At 67.4% G+C, this 17,863-nt stretch carries 15 protein-coding genes; 11 read left to right on the top strand and 4 right to left on the bottom strand.

Translation table 11 applies throughout. The annotated features are described in order from the left end of the window. Positions 1-299: 299 nt before the first annotated feature. Positions 300-3,908, top strand: a complete 3,609-nt coding sequence (smc, locus tag OHB26_RS01005; protein WP_330185448.1) for a chromosome segregation protein SMC — start codon at positions 300-302, stop codon at positions 3,906-3,908. Positions 3,909-4,013: 105 nt separating this feature from the next. Continuing rightward, complete coding sequence (locus OHB26_RS01000; RefSeq protein WP_330182350.1) at positions 4,014-4,673, top strand: HAD family acid phosphatase; 660 nt, start codon at positions 4,014-4,016, stop codon at positions 4,671-4,673. 3 nt (positions 4,674-4,676) lie between these two features. On the opposite strand, the gene OHB26_RS00995 is transcribed toward OHB26_RS01000, so the two are convergent. Further along, positions 4,677-5,576 carry an NmrA family NAD(P)-binding protein gene (locus OHB26_RS00995; RefSeq protein WP_330182349.1) on the bottom strand — a complete coding sequence of 300 codons (900 nt, stop codon included), beginning with the start codon at positions 5,574-5,576 and terminating at the stop codon, positions 4,677-4,679. A 106-nt stretch (positions 5,577-5,682) separates the two neighbouring features. Here OHB26_RS00995 and OHB26_RS00990 point away from each other — a divergent pair, with 106 nt between their 5' ends. Further along, the gene (locus OHB26_RS00990) at positions 5,683-6,501 is read left to right on the top strand and encodes a TetR/AcrR family transcriptional regulator (RefSeq protein WP_330182348.1); all 819 of its coding nucleotides are present in this window, start codon (positions 5,683-5,685) and stop codon (positions 6,499-6,501) included. Here OHB26_RS00990 and OHB26_RS00985 read toward each other — a convergent pair. Beyond that, entirely contained in the window at positions 6,462-6,674 is a 213-nt protein-coding gene (locus OHB26_RS00985; protein WP_330182347.1) for a hypothetical protein, read from the bottom strand. The genes OHB26_RS00990 and OHB26_RS00985 overlap by 40 nt on opposite strands. A 64-nt stretch (positions 6,675-6,738) precedes the next feature. Between OHB26_RS00985 and OHB26_RS00980 the strand changes: the two genes are divergently transcribed. Next, positions 6,739-8,079, top strand: a complete 1,341-nt coding sequence (locus OHB26_RS00980) for a hypothetical protein (protein ID WP_330182346.1) — start codon at positions 6,739-6,741, stop codon at positions 8,077-8,079. 121 nt (positions 8,080-8,200) lie between these two features. Next, a complete protein-coding gene (locus OHB26_RS00975) occupies positions 8,201-8,614 on the top strand; it encodes a hypothetical protein (protein ID WP_330182345.1) in 414 nt (137 codons plus the stop codon). Positions 8,615-8,712: 98 nt separating this feature from the next. Here OHB26_RS00975 and OHB26_RS00970 read toward each other — a convergent pair whose 3' ends face one another. Then, complete coding sequence (locus tag OHB26_RS00970; RefSeq protein WP_330182344.1) at positions 8,713-9,300, bottom strand: TetR/AcrR family transcriptional regulator; 588 nt, start codon at positions 9,298-9,300, stop codon at positions 8,713-8,715. An 89-nt stretch (positions 9,301-9,389) separates the two neighbouring features. On the opposite strand from OHB26_RS00970, the gene OHB26_RS00965 reads away from it, so the two are divergent. Next, positions 9,390-10,511, top strand: coding sequence for an FAD-dependent monooxygenase (locus tag OHB26_RS00965; protein ID WP_330182343.1), 1,122 nt, complete (start codon positions 9,390-9,392; stop codon positions 10,509-10,511). Positions 10,512-10,525: 14 nt separating this feature from the next. On the opposite strand, the gene OHB26_RS00960 is transcribed toward OHB26_RS00965, so the two are convergent. After that, positions 10,526-10,915 carry a DUF2237 family protein gene (locus tag OHB26_RS00960; protein ID WP_067574791.1) on the bottom strand — a complete coding sequence of 130 codons (390 nt, stop codon included), beginning with the start codon at positions 10,913-10,915 and terminating at the stop codon, positions 10,526-10,528. A gap of 215 nt (positions 10,916-11,130) precedes the next feature. Between OHB26_RS00960 and ftsY the strand changes: the two genes are divergently transcribed. The 5 genes from ftsY (at position 11,131) to OHB26_RS00935 (ending at position 17,814) form a co-directional block, all read left to right on the top strand. Continuing rightward, the gene (gene ftsY / locus OHB26_RS00955; RefSeq protein WP_330182342.1) at positions 11,131-12,741 is read left to right on the top strand and encodes a signal recognition particle-docking protein FtsY; all 1,611 of its coding nucleotides are present in this window, start codon (positions 11,131-11,133) and stop codon (positions 12,739-12,741) included. Positions 12,742-12,995: 254 nt separating this feature from the next. Further along, positions 12,996-14,300, top strand: a complete 1,305-nt coding sequence (locus tag OHB26_RS00950; RefSeq protein ID WP_330185447.1) for an ammonium transporter — start codon at positions 12,996-12,998, stop codon at positions 14,298-14,300. A gap of 3 nt (positions 14,301-14,303) precedes the next feature. After that, positions 14,304-14,642, top strand: coding sequence for a P-II family nitrogen regulator (locus OHB26_RS00945; RefSeq protein ID WP_153807843.1), 339 nt, complete (start codon positions 14,304-14,306; stop codon positions 14,640-14,642). 231 nt (positions 14,643-14,873) lie between these two features. Beyond that, positions 14,874-17,348 carry a [protein-PII] uridylyltransferase gene (locus OHB26_RS00940; protein WP_330182341.1) on the top strand — a complete coding sequence of 825 codons (2,475 nt, stop codon included), beginning with the start codon at positions 14,874-14,876 and terminating at the stop codon, positions 17,346-17,348. Positions 17,349-17,505: 157 nt separating this feature from the next. Continuing rightward, the gene (locus tag OHB26_RS00935) at positions 17,506-17,814 is read left to right on the top strand and encodes a hypothetical protein (protein ID WP_330182340.1); all 309 of its coding nucleotides are present in this window, start codon (positions 17,506-17,508) and stop codon (positions 17,812-17,814) included. Positions 17,815-17,863 lie beyond the last annotated feature (49 nt).

Genomic DNA, 17,863 nt, shown 5'->3' with positions numbered 1-17,863 from the left:
CGGATCTGATGTCGCTGTAATGACGCCGTCAGGAGTCACTGGAAACACAAATGCGCGCCTGCGTGATGGTCAGCAGGCGCGTACTGAAGTCTGTGAGAACCAAAAGTTGCAACAAGCAAGACAGTACCTGATCTTCGGTACATCCGACGAATTCCCACCTCGTGGACGTGTCGCAAGTCATGGCCGCGCCGGATCGGGACGCGGCCCACTCCCGCGACCATAACCTGGTCGATCGCCCAGCCGGACGCGTACTCGGCATACTCGGGGCAATCGGCTTCGACCGGGTAGCCTGGGCGGCTGTGCACCTGAAGAGTCTGACGCTGAAGGGATTCAAGTCCTTCGCGTCCGCGACGACACTGCGGTTGGAACCGGGCATCACCTGTGTGGTGGGGCCCAATGGTTCGGGCAAGTCGAACGTCGTCGACGCGCTGACCTGGGTGATGGGGGAGCAGGGCGCGAAAGCGCTGCGTGGCGGGAAGATGGAGGACGTCATCTTCGCCGGGACCGCGGGGCGCGCGCCGCTGGGCCGCGCCGAGGTCACGCTCACCATCGACAACTCCGACGGCATGCTGCCGATCGACTACTCCGAGGTCTCCATCACCCGCCGCATGTTCCGCGACGGCGCGGGTGAATACGAGATCAACGGCAACTCCTGCCGGCTCATGGATGTGCAGGAACTGCTCAGCGACTCCGGTATCGGCCGCGAAATGCATGTCATCGTCGGCCAGGGCCGACTCTCGGCCATTCTCGAATCCCGGCCCGAGGACCGCCGCGCCTTCATCGAAGAGGCCGCTGGCGTGCTCAAACACCGCCGCCGTAAGGAGAAGGCGGTCCGCAAACTCGATGCGATGCAGGCCAATCTGGCCCGCCTGACCGACCTCACCACCGAACTGCGCCGCCAGCTCAAACCGCTCGGGCGGCAGGCCGAGGTGGCCAGGCGGGCGGCGACCGTGCAATCGGAATTGCGCGACGCACGCCTGCGATTGGCCGCCGACGACCTTGTGACCAGGCGCAATGAGCTGGAGAGTCAGCAGAGCAAAGAGTCCTACGCGCGCGAACAACAGGTCAATGTGCACGCGGAGTTGGACGCCGCCAATGCCGCACTGGCCCAACAGGAGTTCGAACTCTCCCGGCTCACCCCGAGTGCGGAGGCGGCGGCGCAGACCTGGTTCCAGCTCTCCGCGCTGACAGAACGTGTCAATGCCACTATTCGCATCGCCCGCGATCGCGCGCGCAATCTGACCATCGAACAGCCCACCGGCGAAGGCCGCGATCCGGAGCAGCTCGAACGCGACGCCGACCGGGTCGAGGCCGAGGAGGCCGAACTCGTCGAGGCCGTCGAGATCGCCACCGAGACCCTCGAAGCCGCGCGTGACCTGCTGCATGAGCGCGAACAGGCCGCCAAGGCCGCCGAACAGGCGCATCTGGCCGCCGTGCGCGCCATCGCCGATCGCCGGGAGGGGCTGGCCCGGCTTTCCGGACAGGTCGACACCCTGCGCTCGCGGGCGCAGTCGGTGGACGGAGAGATCACCCGCATCTCGGCCTCCATTGCCGAGGCCCGCCAGCGCGGATCGGCCGCGGACGCCGAATTCGAGTCCGTCCAGGAGGAATTGAGCGAACTCGACTCGGGTGAGGCCGGACTGGACGCCCAGTACGAGCATGCCGCCGAGGCCCTGCAACTCGCCGATCAGCGCGTGACCGAACTGCGTGAGAAGGATCGCGAGGCCGGTAAACGCGTCGCATCGCTGACCGCGCGCATCGAGGCGCTCACCATGGGTTTGGCGCGTCGTGACGGTGCGGCCTGGTTGCTCGAGCATCGCGCGGACGGACTGCTGGGACCGCTCTCGGGATTGATTCGCGTGCACGGTGGTTTCGAGGCCGCGGTTGCCGCCGCGCTCGGGCCGCTCGCCGACGCCGTCGCCGCCGATACCGGGCCGTCCGCGCACGCCGCGGTGCGGGCGCTCAAGGAGGCCGACGGCGGCCGCGTGGCGCTGGTGTATGCCGGTGCGGCACAGGCTGATTCGCGTCACGGTGGCGAACTGCCCGGTGCTGCGCGCTGGCTCGCGGACGTGGTGGACTGCCCGGATCACATGCGCGGGGCCATCGCCGCGCTCACCACCGGTATCGCCGTGGCCGCGGATCTCGACGCCGCCGCACAGGTCATCGCCGTCCGGCCCGAACTGCGCGTGGTCACCCGCGAGGGCGATCTCACCGGTGCGGGCTGGGTGCTCGGCGGCTCCGATCGCGCACCCTCACAGCTCGAGGTGCAGGCCGATATCGACTCCGCCAAGGGCGAACTCGAATCCTGGCAGCGCCAGGCCGAGGAGCTCGAGGCCGCGCTCTCCGGGGCGCTCGCCGAGCAGACCGATCGCAAGGAAGCCGTCGATCACGCCCTGCTCGCCCTGCACGAATCCGATCAGGCGCTGGTGGCCATCTACGACCGGCTCGGCCGGCTCGGGCAGACCGCGCGCAACGCCCAGCGCGAATGTGAACGCCTGCTCGCCCAGCGCGCCGAGACCGAGTCCGGGCGCGAGGAGACCCTCACCAAGCTCGCCGAGCTCGAGGATCGCCTGCGGCATGTGGAAGGTGAAGGCTCCGAACTGGATTCGGACTCCGCCGGTACCGAGACCGCCGGGTACGCCCGCGAGGAGGCCGCCGCCGCGCTCGCCGAGGCCCGCACCATGGAGGTGGAGGCGCGCCTGACCGTGCGCACCGCCGAGGAGCGCGCGGAATCGGTTCGCGGCAAAGCGGATTCACTGCGCCGCGCCGCCCGCTCCGAACGCGAGAACCGGGCCCGCGCCGAACGCCAGCACGCCGCCCGCCGCCAGGCCGCCGCCGTGGCCGCGGTGGTCGCCGAGTCTGCGGAGAAGGTCGCCGCCGAACTGGAGCAGGTGGTCGCGCAGGCCGGTCTGCGCCGTGACGAATTGGTGCGCCGCCGAACCGAATTCGCGGCACAGGTGGATCAGACCAAGGAGCGCGCCCGCGCGCTCACCGCGCAGCTGACCCAGCTCACCGATGCCGTGCACCGTGACGAGGTGGCGCGTGCGCAGGCCGCGCTGCGCATCGAACAGCTCGAAACCAATATCGCCGAACAATTCGGTGTGGCGCTGGACGACCTCATCGAAGAGTACGGTCCGCACAACCCCATGCCGCCGACGGCGCTGGAGATGATCGAGTACGAACAGGCCAAGGAGCGCGGTGACCAGGTCACCGAACCGCAGCCCATGCCGTACGACCGCGCCACCCAGGAGCGCCGCGCCAAACGCGCCGAGAAGGATCTCACCACCCTCGGCAAGGTGAATCCCCTTGCGCTGGAAGAGTTCGCGGCCCTGGAAGAGCGCTACAACTTCCTCGCCACCCAGCTCGAGGACGTCAAGAAGGCCCGGCAGGACCTCCTGGATGTGGTGGCCGAGGTCGATGCCCGCATCCTGCAGGTCTTCACCGAAGCCTGGGAGGATGTGGAGCGCGAATTCGTCGGCGTCTTCGGCAAACTCTTCCCCGGCGGTGAAGGCCGACTGCTGCTCACCGATCCGAGTGACATGCTCACCACCGGTGTGGAGGTCGAGGCTCGGCCGCCGGGCAAGAAGGTCAAGCGACTCTCGCTGCTCTCGGGTGGTGAGAAGTCGTTGACGGCGGTCGCTCTGCTGGTGGCCATCTTCCGTGCGCGGCCCTCCCCGTTCTATGTCATGGACGAGGTCGAGGCCGCGCTGGACGACACCAACCTGCGCCGCCTCATCGGCCTGTTCGAGCAGCTGCGCGAGAAGAGCCAGCTCATTGTCATCACCCACCAGAAGCCGACCATGGAGATCGCGGACGCGCTCTACGGCGTCAGCATGCGCGGGGACGGCATCACCCAGGTGATCTCGCAGCGGTTGCGCGGGGAGAACCTGGTGGGGGCGAACGCGTAGGCGATTCGATCGGCGCATCCCGGTGAGTGGGAGTGAAAAACCCGACAAGCCAACAATTTGAAACATGATCACGTCGAAGTGTGCCGACGCATACCGTCCGGGGGCATGAGAAGTTCTTACGCAGGCGTTGCCCTCGGTGTCGCTGTCGCCCTTGCCTTTCCGGCCGCCGCGCTGGCGGACAGCGGGTCCTCCTCGCTGTCCGGCGGGACCGGATCCTCCTCGCTCTCGGGTGGTGGCTCCGGCTCCTCGTCACTGTCGGGCGGCGGCAGCAAGCCCAGCTACAGTCAGTGGATCGCCGATGTCACCGCCGTCACCACCCAGGCGCAGAGCTACCTCGCCGCCGCGCTGCCCGGGGTGACCAAGCCCGCCATCGTGCTCGATATCGACAACACGAGCCTGGAGACCAGCTACAACCCCGGCATCATCACCCCGGCCATCCCGCCGGTGCTGGCGCTGACGAAATGGGCCAAACAGCAGGGCGCGGCAGTCATTTTCGTGACCGGGCGACCTTCGATCATGGGCATTTACACCCAGACGAACCTGTCCGCGGTGGGCTACACGGTGGACGGGCTCTACGGCGGCGGGCTCACCACCGGATCCGCGGGTGCGGGCGCGCTGGAGTCGTACAAGACCGGCGCCCGCATCGATATCGAGAGCAAGGGCTACACGATTGTCGCGAATATCGGCAACAGCGCCTCCGATCTCGCGGGCGGGCACGCTCAGGCCACCTTCAAACTACCCGACTACGACGGCGCGTTGCAGTGAGCCCTAACCGGCCAGTATCGGCTTCAACTGTGCCGCACCGGTTTCGGTGAGCCAGGTCTCGAAAGTGCGCAGGGACGGCAGGATTTCGCGCAGGGCGGGAATATCGGCGTGCCAGGTCCGGCCCGCCCGAGTCAGGCGGAAGACATTGAGCACCTCCGGACCCATGCCGGCGGCGAACTCCTCCGGCAGTTCCTCGTAAGTGACGGCGTGCCCGGTGATCTCGGAGATCACCGCGGCCGCCGCCACCATGGTGTGCTCATCCCCGGCGAGCTCCAGGATCTGCCCGTGGAAGCGAGCGGGATCGGTGAGCGCGAGCTCGGCGAAGGCCGCCACATCGTCGACGGCGATCATCTGCGTCGGTAGCTCGGCGGGGAACAGATGGCGGTGTACGCCCTCGCGGATGCCATCGACCGGGAATCCCTGAATCAGATAGTTCTCCATGAATCGCACCGGGCGCAGAATGGTCCACCGCAGCCCGCTGGATCGGACCGCCTCCTCGATTCGGTGCTTACCGAACGCGCCCCACTCCGCGTCTTCACTGTCGATCGAAGCGATTCCGGTGAACACCAGCTGATCGACCCCGGCGGCCTGTGCCGCCCGCACCAGATCTTCCCCGCGCCGCGCCTCCAACTCCACATCCCAGCCGTCCGGCCCGAACGCCGCGGGTGGCACGATGAAAACCGCACTCACACCGGCCATTACGCCCGCAAGCGTCTCCGGTGCGTCGAAATCACCCGGTGCCAACTCCGCGCCCGCGGCTGCAAGTGCCCGCGCCGCGGCCGATTGCGGATCCCGTACCAGTGCGCGCACCGGTCGCCCCGTCGCGAGCAGCCGCCGCGCGGTGGCACCGCCCTGCTTCCCGGTCGCGCCGGTCACCAATACGAGCTCATGCTGAGCAGACATGTTCATCCTGTCCTTCGGTAGTATTCGGGTCGAGCGACCCGAATAATCCCGACGCTACGAGTCGCGTACCCGGGTCGCCAGCTCCGCGGAAGGACGCCGTAACGAAATGACCGCCCCGTCACGCACCTCCCGAAACCCCGCTGTCGCACCGCATCCCGCCCCTGCCGGTGGATCGGCCGCGCCGAATGCGCGCGCCGACGCCCGGCGAAATCGCGCCCTGGTCCTGGCGGCCGCGCAGCGCGCCTTCGCCGAGGACGGAACCGGGGTGTCGCTGGCCGAAATCGCGCGCCGCGCGGGTGTCGGCGCGGGCACCGTGCACCGCCATTTCCCCACCAAGATCGCTCTCCTGGAAGCGGTTCTGCAACAGCGCATCGATCGCCTCACCGCCCTGGCGCTCGGCTACCGCGACGCACCCGACGCCGGTCTGGCCTTCTTCGCCTTCTGTACCGAGGTGATCACCTCCACCAGCGGCAATACCGCCCTCTGCGAAGTCTTCGACAATGACGGCTGGCCTCGGGATCTGCTCCAGGAAGCGGGCACACGCTTCCATCAGGCGCTCGGGCATCTGCTCACCGCCGCCCAGCGCCAAGGCGCGATCCGCCCGGACCTGGCCCTCTCCGACGTTCTCGCCCTCTACACCGGATGCGTTGCCATCCAGCGCATTTCCCCCGCCCCTGGCCTCGCCCGCCCCGCCCTGATAGTGCTGGAGGCCATGCGCGCGCCCGGGGTGCCCGCCACCGTAACGAAACCCGGAAAGTCCGCTAGGCCGCGTGACGAAACCGTCCGGAGTAACGAAACCTGCGCCCGCCCATGCCCCGTCTGCGCGACCCCGGTGCACCCCACCGGCACCGGCCGCCCACCCCGCTACTGCTCACCCGCCTGCCGTCAGAAAGCCCACCGCCGCCGCCACGCGAACCTCCCCTGAACCAGACCCGGATCGAGGGTGAACCCGAGACCGTCCTCGGCCTTGGCGATGTCTGCTACGAACCGGAGGGCGCGCGCATCGCCCGCTTCGACGCGGGCACAACCGATGTCGAGTGCCTCGGTTACTTCCCGCTCGCCGCCGATCAGCAACCCGAACTCGAATTCCCTGACCACAGCGGGTGATACGAGTCGGGAGATAGGGCCGGAATCGAGGTGCGCGCGCAGTAGGCTCGCATTTGTGGTGTGGGTATCGGCGGTGGCGTTCGGTGTCGCGTGGTGGCTGGGGTGGTATCTGCTCGCGCGGGATGCGCGCAAAGCGGTGCTGCGCAGGGCCGCCGCCGGATTGATCGCATACGCGATCGCGGTGGTGGCGGATCAATTGGCCACGGGGGACGCATGGTTCGACGGAATGCGGATCGTGCTGGTGTGCCTGCCCGCGGTGGCCTGGAGCGGGGTATTCGTCCTGCTGCTCACCGAGCGGTGGTCCACACACGCGGATCGGTTGTGGCGCTTGGGATTGATACCGCTGAGCGCCGTGCTCGCCATGCCCGCCGCGGCGGGATTCCTGCCCGCCGGTTACGTACTCGGGACGGTCGCGCTGCTCGCGCTCATGGGCGGAATGCTGGCCGTACTGGGGCAGCAGTGCGATTGGGATGAGGACGGCCGGCGGTCGGTGGCCGGACTGCTCACCGTCGGCGCGCTCATGTTCGGGCTCAGCGCGGCTCTGATCCTGTTGGGACTGAACGTACTTCCGCGCACCGCCATGTTGTCGGCCATCGCCGTGGATCTGGCGACCTTGGGAGTGGGGATCGCGGTACTCGACGCTTTCGAGGAGGGGCAGGCGCTGCGCGCGGATATGGTGCGCTCCCTGCTGATCTCGACCGCGACCGCCGCGGTGTTCGGCGGACAGGCCGCCGTGGCCATCGTGCTGGCGGGACAGCGCACGGCACTGGTGGCCTTACTCTTCGGAGCGATCGCCGCCGCCATCGCCATGCAGGTGCTCAATGGTCCACTGCAGGCGGGGATCGATCGCTTCGCCTTCGCGCCGCCGCTGCAGCAGGCGCGTGGTGAATTGCGCACCGCCGCCGAGGAATTACCGCGCAAACGAGTCGAGACCGGACTGGCCGCCCTCGGCGAGGCCGAATTCATCCGGCTCACCCGGCGCGCCCTGAGCCACTACGCCGATCTCGGCAAACTCGTCTCCAGCCCGCTGATCGACCTGCCCGCCATCGACTCCCGGCTCGCGGGCCGTGACAGTCCACCCGGTCCACTCGACCGCGCCACCGAACTCAAAGCCCTACTGACCGAGAGCATCTCCCACCTGAAGCCCCGCACCGGAGAGGATTTCGGCACCAGCGAGGAGTGGCGGCACTACAACTCGGTGTACTTCTACTACGTCGTCGGCATCCGCCCCTACAGCGTCCGCACCAAACGCACCGACCTCGATCCGATCTCGCGGCGCGCCCTGTCCTGGTTCGCGGATCAGGTACCCGAACGCACACTGCGCAATTGGCAGAACGCGGCAGCGCGAATCATCGCGGCGCAATTGCGCGCAGGACTCGACACCGTCGTCTCCTGAACCAATACACCACCCCTGACCTGTGATCGGCAGTATTCGGCAGCTCTTGGGATGGTGACGGCAGTGCACTCGCGGCGACCGTTGAGGTGTCTTCGAAAGCCTCACGGAAGGACCCCATCTCATGACCGCCAGCACCGCCACTCGCCCCCGTCTGATCGCCGGTATGTCCCCGCTGCGCCGGGCCTACGAGGCCGACGGCATCGTCACCCTCGCCTCCGGCATCCTGATCGCCGCCCTGTCCGGAGTCCTCGATACCGCCTTGGGCCTGTCCACCGAACTGCTGCTGGGCGTCGGAGCCTTCTTCATCCTGTACGCGGCCGGGGTACTCGTCATCGCCACCCGCCGCGAAATCCCACGCCGCCCGGCCGCGTTCGTCGCCGGACTCAATGCGGTCTGGGCGGTCGACAGCGTCATCACACTCGAGGCCGGATGGCTCGAGCCCACCACCCTGGGCATCGCGGGCATCCTGTTCATCGCCGCCTTCACCGCCGCCATGGCCGCCGTGCAGACCTACGCCCTCCGCGCCACGCGCTGATTGTCGGCGCTCCATGCCGTCCGGCCACTCGGCCGGGCGGCTTTCCGCATGCGTCCCCTCGTCATCCCGGCATGCTTCTGGCCGGGATCCACCATCCGCTAGCTCGCCGAATCAGGTTGGGGGCGTAGGCCGTCCACCATGATCGTCATGACGCGGTCGACGGCTTCGAGGTAGGACTCGCCTTCGCGGGTGTAGACCTGCACGGTCATGATCAGGGCGATATCTTCCGGGCCTACGTCCGGGCGCAGGTCGCCGTCGGCTTGGGCCTGGACGGTCATCCGCGCCACCAGATCGACGACCGCGGCGCGGACCTCGGTCAATCGGGGGTCGGCGTGCATGGCCTTGTGCACGGTGGGGCCGATGGCGGAAGACTGTGCGCCGAGCTGCATTTCGACGCATTCGCGCAGGAATCGGCGCATTCCGCCCCAGGCCGTGCGCTCCTCGCGCCAGGCCGTGGCGGCCAGCTCCGCGAGCCGCTCCAGATGCGCCCGCGTGGTCGCGATCAGGAGTGCGTCGCGATCGGGGAAGCGGCGGTAGAGGGTGCCGACGCCGACCCCGGCGCGGTCGGCGATCTCCTTCATGGGGATATCGGTGCCGCGTTCGCGGAAGACCGCCAGTGCCGCATCGATGATCTGGTCCCGATTACTGCGCGCATCGGCCCGTAGCTGCTCGGCCGTCGGACCCACCTCCTATAAGTGGACGAATTGATTCCACTTAGCGTAGCATTCGGATAAGCGGACGAAGTTCGTCCACTTGGATCGAAAAGGTGATTGTCATGAGCGGAAAAGTTCTCATTTCGGGTGCGGGTGTCGGCGGCTCGACGCTGGCGCACTGGCTGAGCGAACGCGGGTTCGATGTCACGGTGGTCGAGCGCGCCACCGGGCAGCGGTCCAGCGGAAACCCGGTCGACGTGCGCGGATTCGCGATCGATGTGGTCGAGCAGATGGGTGTGATGCCCGAATTGCGTAAGTCGGCAATCGAAGTCGATCGGCTCAGCTTCATCGATTCCGCGGGTCGGCGGCGGACCTCGGTGGCCACCAAGGCGCCGGATGCGAGCGAGGTCGAGCTGGCGCGCGCCGAATTGGCGAAGATTCTGTTGGGCGCGGCGCGCGACCGGGCCGAAATCCGGTGGGGCGACACCATTACCGGGTTGAACGCGGATGAATCAGGCGTTTCGGTGACCTTCGAACAGCACGCCCCGGAGACCTTCGACTACGTCGTCGGCGCGGACGGCCTGCACTCCAATGTCCGCCGCCTCGCCTTCGGACCGGAGCGGGACTTCGTGCGGCATATGGGAATCTACGTCGCCACCCTGCCGGTGGATCGCGCCTACGGTGATCCCGACGAGGTGGTCATGTACAACACGCCCGGCCGCTCCATCTCGGTGCATCCGGCCGGTGGAAAGCCCCTCGCGGCCTTGATGTTCCGCAGCCCCGCCATCCCCGGTTACGACTATCGGGACCTGGAGCAGCACAAACGCCTGCTGTGCAACGCATTCGACGGACCGGTCGGGATCTTCGGTGATCTGCTCGACCAGATCGACGCCGCCGACGACCTGTACTTCGACGCCGTCAGCAAGGTTCAACTCCCCACCTGGTCGAAGGGGCGCGTCACGCTGCTCGGCGATGCCGGCTCGAGCGTCTCGCTCTTCGGTGACGGCTCCAGCCTGGCCATCGCCGCCGCCAGCACCCTCGCCGAGGAATTGGCCCGCACTCCAGGCGAACCGGACATCGCCCTGCGTCGCTACGAACAGCGCCAGCGGGTGCTGTCGGACCCCAAACAGAACGGTGCCCGCGCGGCCGGAATGTTCATCGTCCCGCGCAGTCGCCTCGGAATCCTGCTGCGCGACACCGCCGCCCGGTTCATGCGGCGGGTCCGAGCCGACGGGAATCGATGAGAACGGTTGTGCTCCTAGAGCAGATCGCTGACGTCGTCGGGCACATCCACGGCGTATTTGCGCAGCGTATCCATGGGCACCACCTCGAGCGCGTTCTCATGGGTGGCGGCCAGCACCACCGGCGCGGCCACCCCGTCCTCATGCGCGTGCAGCCAGCGCACCGCCACCACGCACCAGCGATCACCCGGTTGCAGGCCGGGGAAGTTGTTCTCCGGCCGCGGGGTCAGTAAGTCATTTCCGATCGACTTCTGGTGCTCCAGGAACTCCGCGGTCACCACGGTGCACACGGTGTGGCTGCCAAGGTCTTCGGGGCCGGTGCTGCAGCAGCCGTCCCGGTAGAAGCCGGTGAGAGGATCGGTGCCACACTCCTCCAGCGGTCCCCCAAGCACATTTCGATCGGTCACGTCGCCGATCCTATTGTCTCGGTGTCGCATTCGCCGCTCCTTCCGCACTGTGGTGCGTTGTCGAGCAGACCGGTCGGTCCGTATAGCGGTTCGTAGCCCTCTGATCGGCGTGTCCATAGCCGGTGCGCACCGATGTGTGTTAGACGACACTGCCTCGCAACCCGCGAGTAGGTATGTGAAACCGGCAATAGTGACCCCTCTGAGAGGATGGCGTCGTGACTGCACAAGCCTGGATCCTCATCGCCGCTATCGCCGCGGTCCTGCTGGTGGCGTTCGTCTCGGGATTCGTCCTGTACAAGCGCCGCCGTATCTCCCTCGCCCCGGCCGCCGAGGAGGCGAAGCCGGAGTTGACCGACCGGTCGGGTGGATACACGGCATCGAGCGGATTCAGCTTCAGTCAAGGCGGCGGAACGGCGACCCTGCCGAAACCGCGCCCCGAACCCGAACCCGTCCCGATCGAGCGCACCGACACCGACGGTCAGCCGCACGTCGGCGATGACGCCGCCATTCCGCGCGATGCCGCCAAGCGCAGCATTCACGATGTCCGGCTCCCCGAACCGGTCCAGGGTCCCGAGCGCGCTCCCGAGGCCGACACCGCCGCGGCTGAGGCCGCAGCCGACACCGCTGAGGCCGAGGCCGACACCGCCGAGGCGGCGACCGCGCCGCCTGTCACCACGGTTCCGGCCGAGGCCGCCGATATCGCCACACCGGACACCGAAGCGCCCGTCGATGAGAAGGCAAGCGCCGCCCCGGCTTCGGCCGTCGAGACCTCGGCGCAGGATCAGGCCGCGGCCGCCGCGGTAGCGCCCGCCGAGGCCGCACCGTCCGCGACCCCCGAAACCGTCGCGCCCGCCGATGTTTCCGTCGCTCCGGCCGAGCCCGAGATCGATTTCACCGCCGATATCGAGCCCACCGCCGGTCGCCTGAACCGCCTGCGCGGCCGCCTGGCCCGTTCGCAGAACGCCGTCGGCAAATCGCTCCTCGGCCTGCTCGGCGGCGGTGATCTCGATGAGGACTCCTGGGAGGAGATCGAGGACACCCTCGTCATGGCCGATCTCGGCACCGCGGTGACCGCCGCGATCGTCGAGCGCCTGCGCGAGGAGATGGCCGCGCGCACCGTGCGCACCGCCGCCGATGCCCGCGCGGTGCTGCGCGAGGTGCTGGTCGAGGCGCTGCGCCCGGAGCTGGATCGCTCGATTCGCGCACTGCCGCACCAGGATCACCCGGCGGTGATGCTGGTGGTCGGTGTGAACGGCACCGGAAAGACCACCACCACGGGCAAACTCGCGCGTGTGCTGGTGGCCGACGGGCGTCGCGTCCTGCTCGGCGCCGCCGATACCTTCCGTGCCGCTGCCGCCGATCAGCTGCAGACCTGGGGTGAGCGCGTGGGTGCGGAGACCGTGCGCGGTAAGGAGGCCGCCGATCCGGCCGCCGTGGCCTTCGACGCGGTGAGCGCCGGTATCGATCGTGGCGTTGATGTGGTGCTCATCGATACCGCGGGCCGGCTGCACACCAAAACCGGCCTGATGGATGAGCTGGGCAAGGTTAAGCGGGTGGTGGAGAAGAAGGCGGAGGTGGACGAGGTCATCCTGGTCCTGGACGCCACGGTCGGACAGAACGGTCTGATGCAGGCTCGCGTCTTCGCCGACGTCGTCGATATCACCGGTGTTGCCCTGACGAAGCTGGACGGAACGGCCAAGGGCGGCATCGTCTTCCAGGTCCAGCATGAGCTCGGCGTACCCGTAAAACTGGTCGGTTTGGGTGAGGGTCAGGACGATCTGGCCCCCTTCGAGCCGGGCGCTTTCGTGGACGCGCTACTCGGCTGAGTTGCCCGTACCACGGGGAACTCACATAACCTCACGCCCCGCCCGTAACAGCGGTGCGATTGCGGAAACCTGACCGAAACACTGCGATCTCATCCGTTCACCTACGCGAAACGCCGCAGGATCACGGCGGAAACACCACTCCCCGAACCTTCATGTCAGGCTCATTCGCCGTTATCGGCGGGGCCCGAGATGAGGAGGAAATTAAGGTGGCGTTCCCCGTATTAGGCGCACCTGACGCCGGAGATACCGCATGGATGCTGGCCAGCGCCGCACTCGTGCTGTTGATGACCCCCGGACTCGCATTCTTCTACGGCGGCATGGTCCGCTCGAAGAATGTGCTGAACATGATCATGATGAGCATCAGTGCCATGGGCGTTATCACCGTCCTGTGGGTGCTGTACGGCTTCTCCATGGCGTTCGGCGAGGACAAGGGCAATCTCTTCGGTGATCCGGCGCAGTACTTCGGCCTGAAGAGTCTTATCGGTGGCACCTACTTGGCCGATGCGACCGACGCATCCGTCAAGGTGGCTGTACCACTCGCGGGCACTATTCCGGCCACGGTTTTCGTGGCCTTCCAGCTCATGTTCGCGATCATTACCGTCGCCCTCATCTCGGGTGCAGTCGCTGACCGCCTGAAGTTCGGCGCCTGGATGCTCTTCGCGACCGTGTGGGCCACGGTCGTCTACTTCCCGATCGCGCACTGGGTCTTCGCCTTCGACGGCGTCACCGGTGAGCACGGTGGCTGGATTGCCAACAAGCTCAAGGCGATCGACTTCGCGGGTGGTACCGCGGTCCACATCAACGCCGGTGTCGCGGGCCTGGTCCTGGCCATCGTGCTGGGCAAGCGCAAGGGCTGGCCGGGCACCCCGATGCGCCCGCACAACCTGCCGTTCGTCATGCTCGGCGCCGGTCTGCTGTGGTTCGGCTGGTACGGCTTCAACGCGGGCTCCGCGATCGGCTCGAACGGTATCGCCGGCGCCACCTTCGTCACCACCACCGTCGCCACCGGTGCGGCCATGCTCGCCTGGCTGCTGGTGGAGAAGGTGCGTGACGGTCACGCCACCTCCCTCGGCGCCGCTTCGGGCATCGTGGCCGGTCTGGTCGCCATCACCCCGTCCTGCTCCTCGGTCAACGTGATCGGCGCGCTCGCCATCGGTGTGGTCGCCGGTGTGCTGTGTGCCCTGGCCGTCGGCCTGAAGTTCCGCTTCGGCTTCGACGACTCGCTCGACGTGGTCGGCGTCCACCTCGTCGGTGGTATCGCGGGCACCCTGATGGTCGGTCTGGTCGCCGCCCCCGAGGCCCCGGCCGCGGTCAAGGGCCTGTTCTACGGTGGCGGTTTCGATCAGCTGGTCAAGCAGGCGATCGGCGCCGGTGCGGTGCTCGCCTACTCCGCCGTCGCGACGCTCGTCATCGCGCTCGCCATCAAGTACACCATCGGCCTCCGTGCGGACGAGGAAGCCGAGTTCGTGGGCTTGGACGAGTCGGAGCACGCTGAATCGGCATACGATTTCGCTGCTGTGGGTGGCACGGCACGTACCACCGCCGTCAAGGAGGCATGACGCATGAAACTGGTAACCGCAATCGTCAAACCGTTCACGCTCGAGGACGTCAAGTCCGGGCTGGAGCAGGCGGGCGTGCTCGGCATGACCGTCAGCGAGGTGCAGGGCTACGGCCGCCAGAAGGGTCACACCGAGGTCTACCGCGGTGCCGAGTACTCGGTCGACTTCGTCCCGAAGGTCCGGGTCGAGGTGGTCGTGGACGACACCTCCGTCGAGAAGGTCGTCGAGGTGATCGTCGAGGCCGCCCGCACCGGCAAGATCGGTGACGGCAAGGTCTGGGTGACGCCCGTCGAGGCGGTCATCCGGGTCCGCACCGGTGAACGCGGGTCGGACGCTCTGTAGTCGAGGACCGAGCGGCGGCCCCGTTCCCACCGGTGCACGATCGGGTGGGTGCGGGGCCGCACGCATATAACTGGACAGCTGATGCGCCCGAAAGTTCGCGGCCCGTCTCACTTCTGGACTGAGTGGAGCGGAGGAGCGAAGCGGGGGAGCGGAGCGAGGGAACAAGTGAGACTCCCAGGGCCGCGAACTCGCCGGAGCGCAGCGGAGGCAAATTAGATACAGGGGTGTGGTGTGGGTTTCCAGCAGGCACGCGACGAGAAGGACTCCACGGAGAAGGTCTCCAACGGCGCTTCGGATCTGGTCCGGGCTCGCAACCAACTACTCGCCGAACACACCGCCGCACATGGGCGCGCCACCCGGTTGGACCCGGAGGCGCTGCGGTTGGCGCTGGTCGACCTGTACGAATTATGGCTGACCACAAAGGGTCACGAGGTCGGCATCACCGAGGGGAGCGGGCTTTCGATCGTCGCGGTGGGCGGATTGGGCCGCCGCGAAATGCTGCCCTACTCGGATCTGGATCTGGTGCTGCTCTACGACGACATAGACCCCGCCAAGGTCGCCGAAGTCGCCGATCAGCTCTGGTATCCGCTGTGGGACGCGCACATCAAACTCGATCACAGCGTGCGCACGGTGCCGCAGGCGCTGCGCGTGGCAGCCGATGATCTGACCGCCGCCCTGGGCATGCTGGAGGCCCGCCATATCGTCGGCGATGAAGGTCTCAGCAATCTGCTCGTCAGCGGGGTGCGACGGGATTGGCGGACCGGGATCCGTTCCCGCTTCGACGGTCTCATCGCACAGGCTGAAACCCGTTGGCGGCGTAGCGGAGAGATCGCGCATCGCGCCGAACCCGATCTCAAGAACGGGCGCGGTGGGCTCCGCGATATCCAGCTCCTGGACGCTCTCGCCATCGCACAACTGACCGATGCCATGCCGGGGCTCGGTCCGGATGTGCCCGGTGGCGGGCTGAAACAGGCGCACCGCAGATTGCTGGATGTTCGCACCGAACTGCATCGGGTGGCCGGTCGTGCCCGCGATCAACTGCGCGCCCAGGATGCGGACGAAATCGGCGCGGCCCTGCGCATCGGTGACCGCTTCGACCTCGCCCGCACCCTCAGCGATGCGGCGCGAACCGTCAGCTACTCCACCGATGTCGGGCTGCGCACCGCCGCCAACGCGCTGCCTCGCCGCGGCCTGGCCCGGCTGCGCCGGATGCCGGTGCGCCGACCACTCGATGAGGGGGTGGTCGAGCACTCCGGTGAGGTGGTGCTGGCCAGGGACGCGCGGCCGCAGCGTGATCCGGGATTGATACTGCGCGTGGCCGCCGCCTCCGCGCAGACCGGATTGCCCATGTCCGCGACGACGTTGAACAGGCTCTCCGAGGACGCACCCGAGCTACGCGAGCCGTGGCCCAAGGAAGCCCTCAACGACCTGCTGGTGTTGCTGGGCACGGGCCGCGGCGCCATCGACGCGATCGAGGCTCTCGACCGAACCGGCTTGTGGGGCAGGCTCTTTCCGGAGTGGGGTGTGGTGCGCGATCTACCGCCGCGCGATGCCATGCACACCTGGACCGTCGACCGTCATCTCATGGAGGCGGTCGCGCAGGCCGGTGCCCTCGCCACCCGGGTGGCCCGCCCGGACCTGCTGTTGATCGGCGCGCTGCTGCACGATATCGGCAAGGGGCGCACGGAGGATCACAGTGCGGTCGGCGCGGAGCTGGCCACCTCCATCGGGCGCAGGCTCGGGTTGTGGCCCTCCGATGTGCGGCTGCTCTCGGCCATGGTGCGGCATCATCTGCTGCTGCCCGATACCGCCACGCGTCGCGATCTCGCCGATCCGGACACCGTGAAAATGGTGGTCGAGGCCCTCGACGGCGATTCGCAATTGCTCGAATTGCTGCACGCGCTGGCCGAGGCCGATTCGCTGGCCACCGGGCCGGGGGTCTGGAACGACTGGAAAGCCTCGCTGATCGGTGATCTGGTGCGCCGCTGCCGGTTGTCCATGGCGGGGGAGGAGCTGCCCGAACCCGAGGCCATTCCGGATGATCTGCGCGAAAAGGCGGAAAGCGGTGGCGTACATGTGGAATTGAAGCCCGGGGACGGGCGGTATACCCATATTGTGACGGTTGTCGCGCCGGATAATCCGGGTTTGCTCTCGGATGCGGCGGGCGTACTGGCACTGCATTCACTGCGCGTGCTCTCCGCGGATCTCGCCGGTGTCGGAAAATCCGCCATCGATACCTTCGCCGTCGCACCGCGTTTCGGAAATCCACCGGAGCCCGGCCTGCTGCGCCAGGAATTGATCAGGGCCATTAACGGTGATTTGGACCTGGTTTCGGTTCTCGCGCGTAAGGAACGCGAAGCCGGTGGCACCCAGCCGAGTCCATACGCGCAGGCCGCGCCGCGCGTGCTCTGGAATGAAACCGCCGAGCCCGGCCGGGTGCTGCTGGAATTGCGCGCCGAGGATCGAATCGGATTGCTGAGTCGTTTGGCGGCCGCGCTCGCGGAATCCGGTGCGAATGTGAGCTGGGCGAAGGTGTCGACCATGGGCGCGGCGGTGGTGGATACGTTCTGCCTGGATCTGGGGGCTGCCGACACGCCGGAGCGGCGCGCGGAAATCGCGGCGGCGGTGCTCGCGGTGGTGCCTCCGCAACAACCGAAGAAAACGCCCGAATCGGACACGGAAAACGGATCAACCTCGGTTTTCTGACCGATCGCCAGGATGCTGGATTAACTGGCAAACCGTACGTTTGCCAGTTAATCTGATCGTTGCACGTAATTTGCTGAAATACTGATCGAGCAATCCCGAATCCCCCTAATATCGCCTCAACCAATGCGGTCGCGTGTGCTATGAGGGGAGTTGGTCGGTGGCAATCGAAGTTGTTTCAGCATCGATGATGACGAGCGATTCGACCCCGCACATGGCGCGCTGCGTAGGCGGCGACCGCTGGGTGGTCTCCTGGCTCCCCGGTCGCACCCTCTCCGGTCAACAGGCGGTGACCGCCATGACCATCGCCGCCACCCTCGTCGACCATGTGCTCACCGACGCCGAATGGACCGTCCTGGACGCACTCGCCCTCGAACTCGGGCTCACCGCGCGCGAAGCCGTCGGCATGGTCGCCGCCGAACTGCACGATCTGCGCCGGCCCCCCACCCGCCCGCGCTCGCTGGAATAGCCCCGCCCGCAACGAATAGCGCTGCTCACGGTCCCTGGAATAACGGCCC

It is taken from the genome of Nocardia sp. NBC_01503 (assembly GCF_036327755.1).
Lineage (GTDB): Bacteria > Actinomycetota > Actinomycetes > Mycobacteriales > Mycobacteriaceae > Nocardia.
The sequence above is the reverse complement of the archived record's forward strand: the minus strand, read 5'-3'. Positions and strand labels throughout refer to the sequence as shown.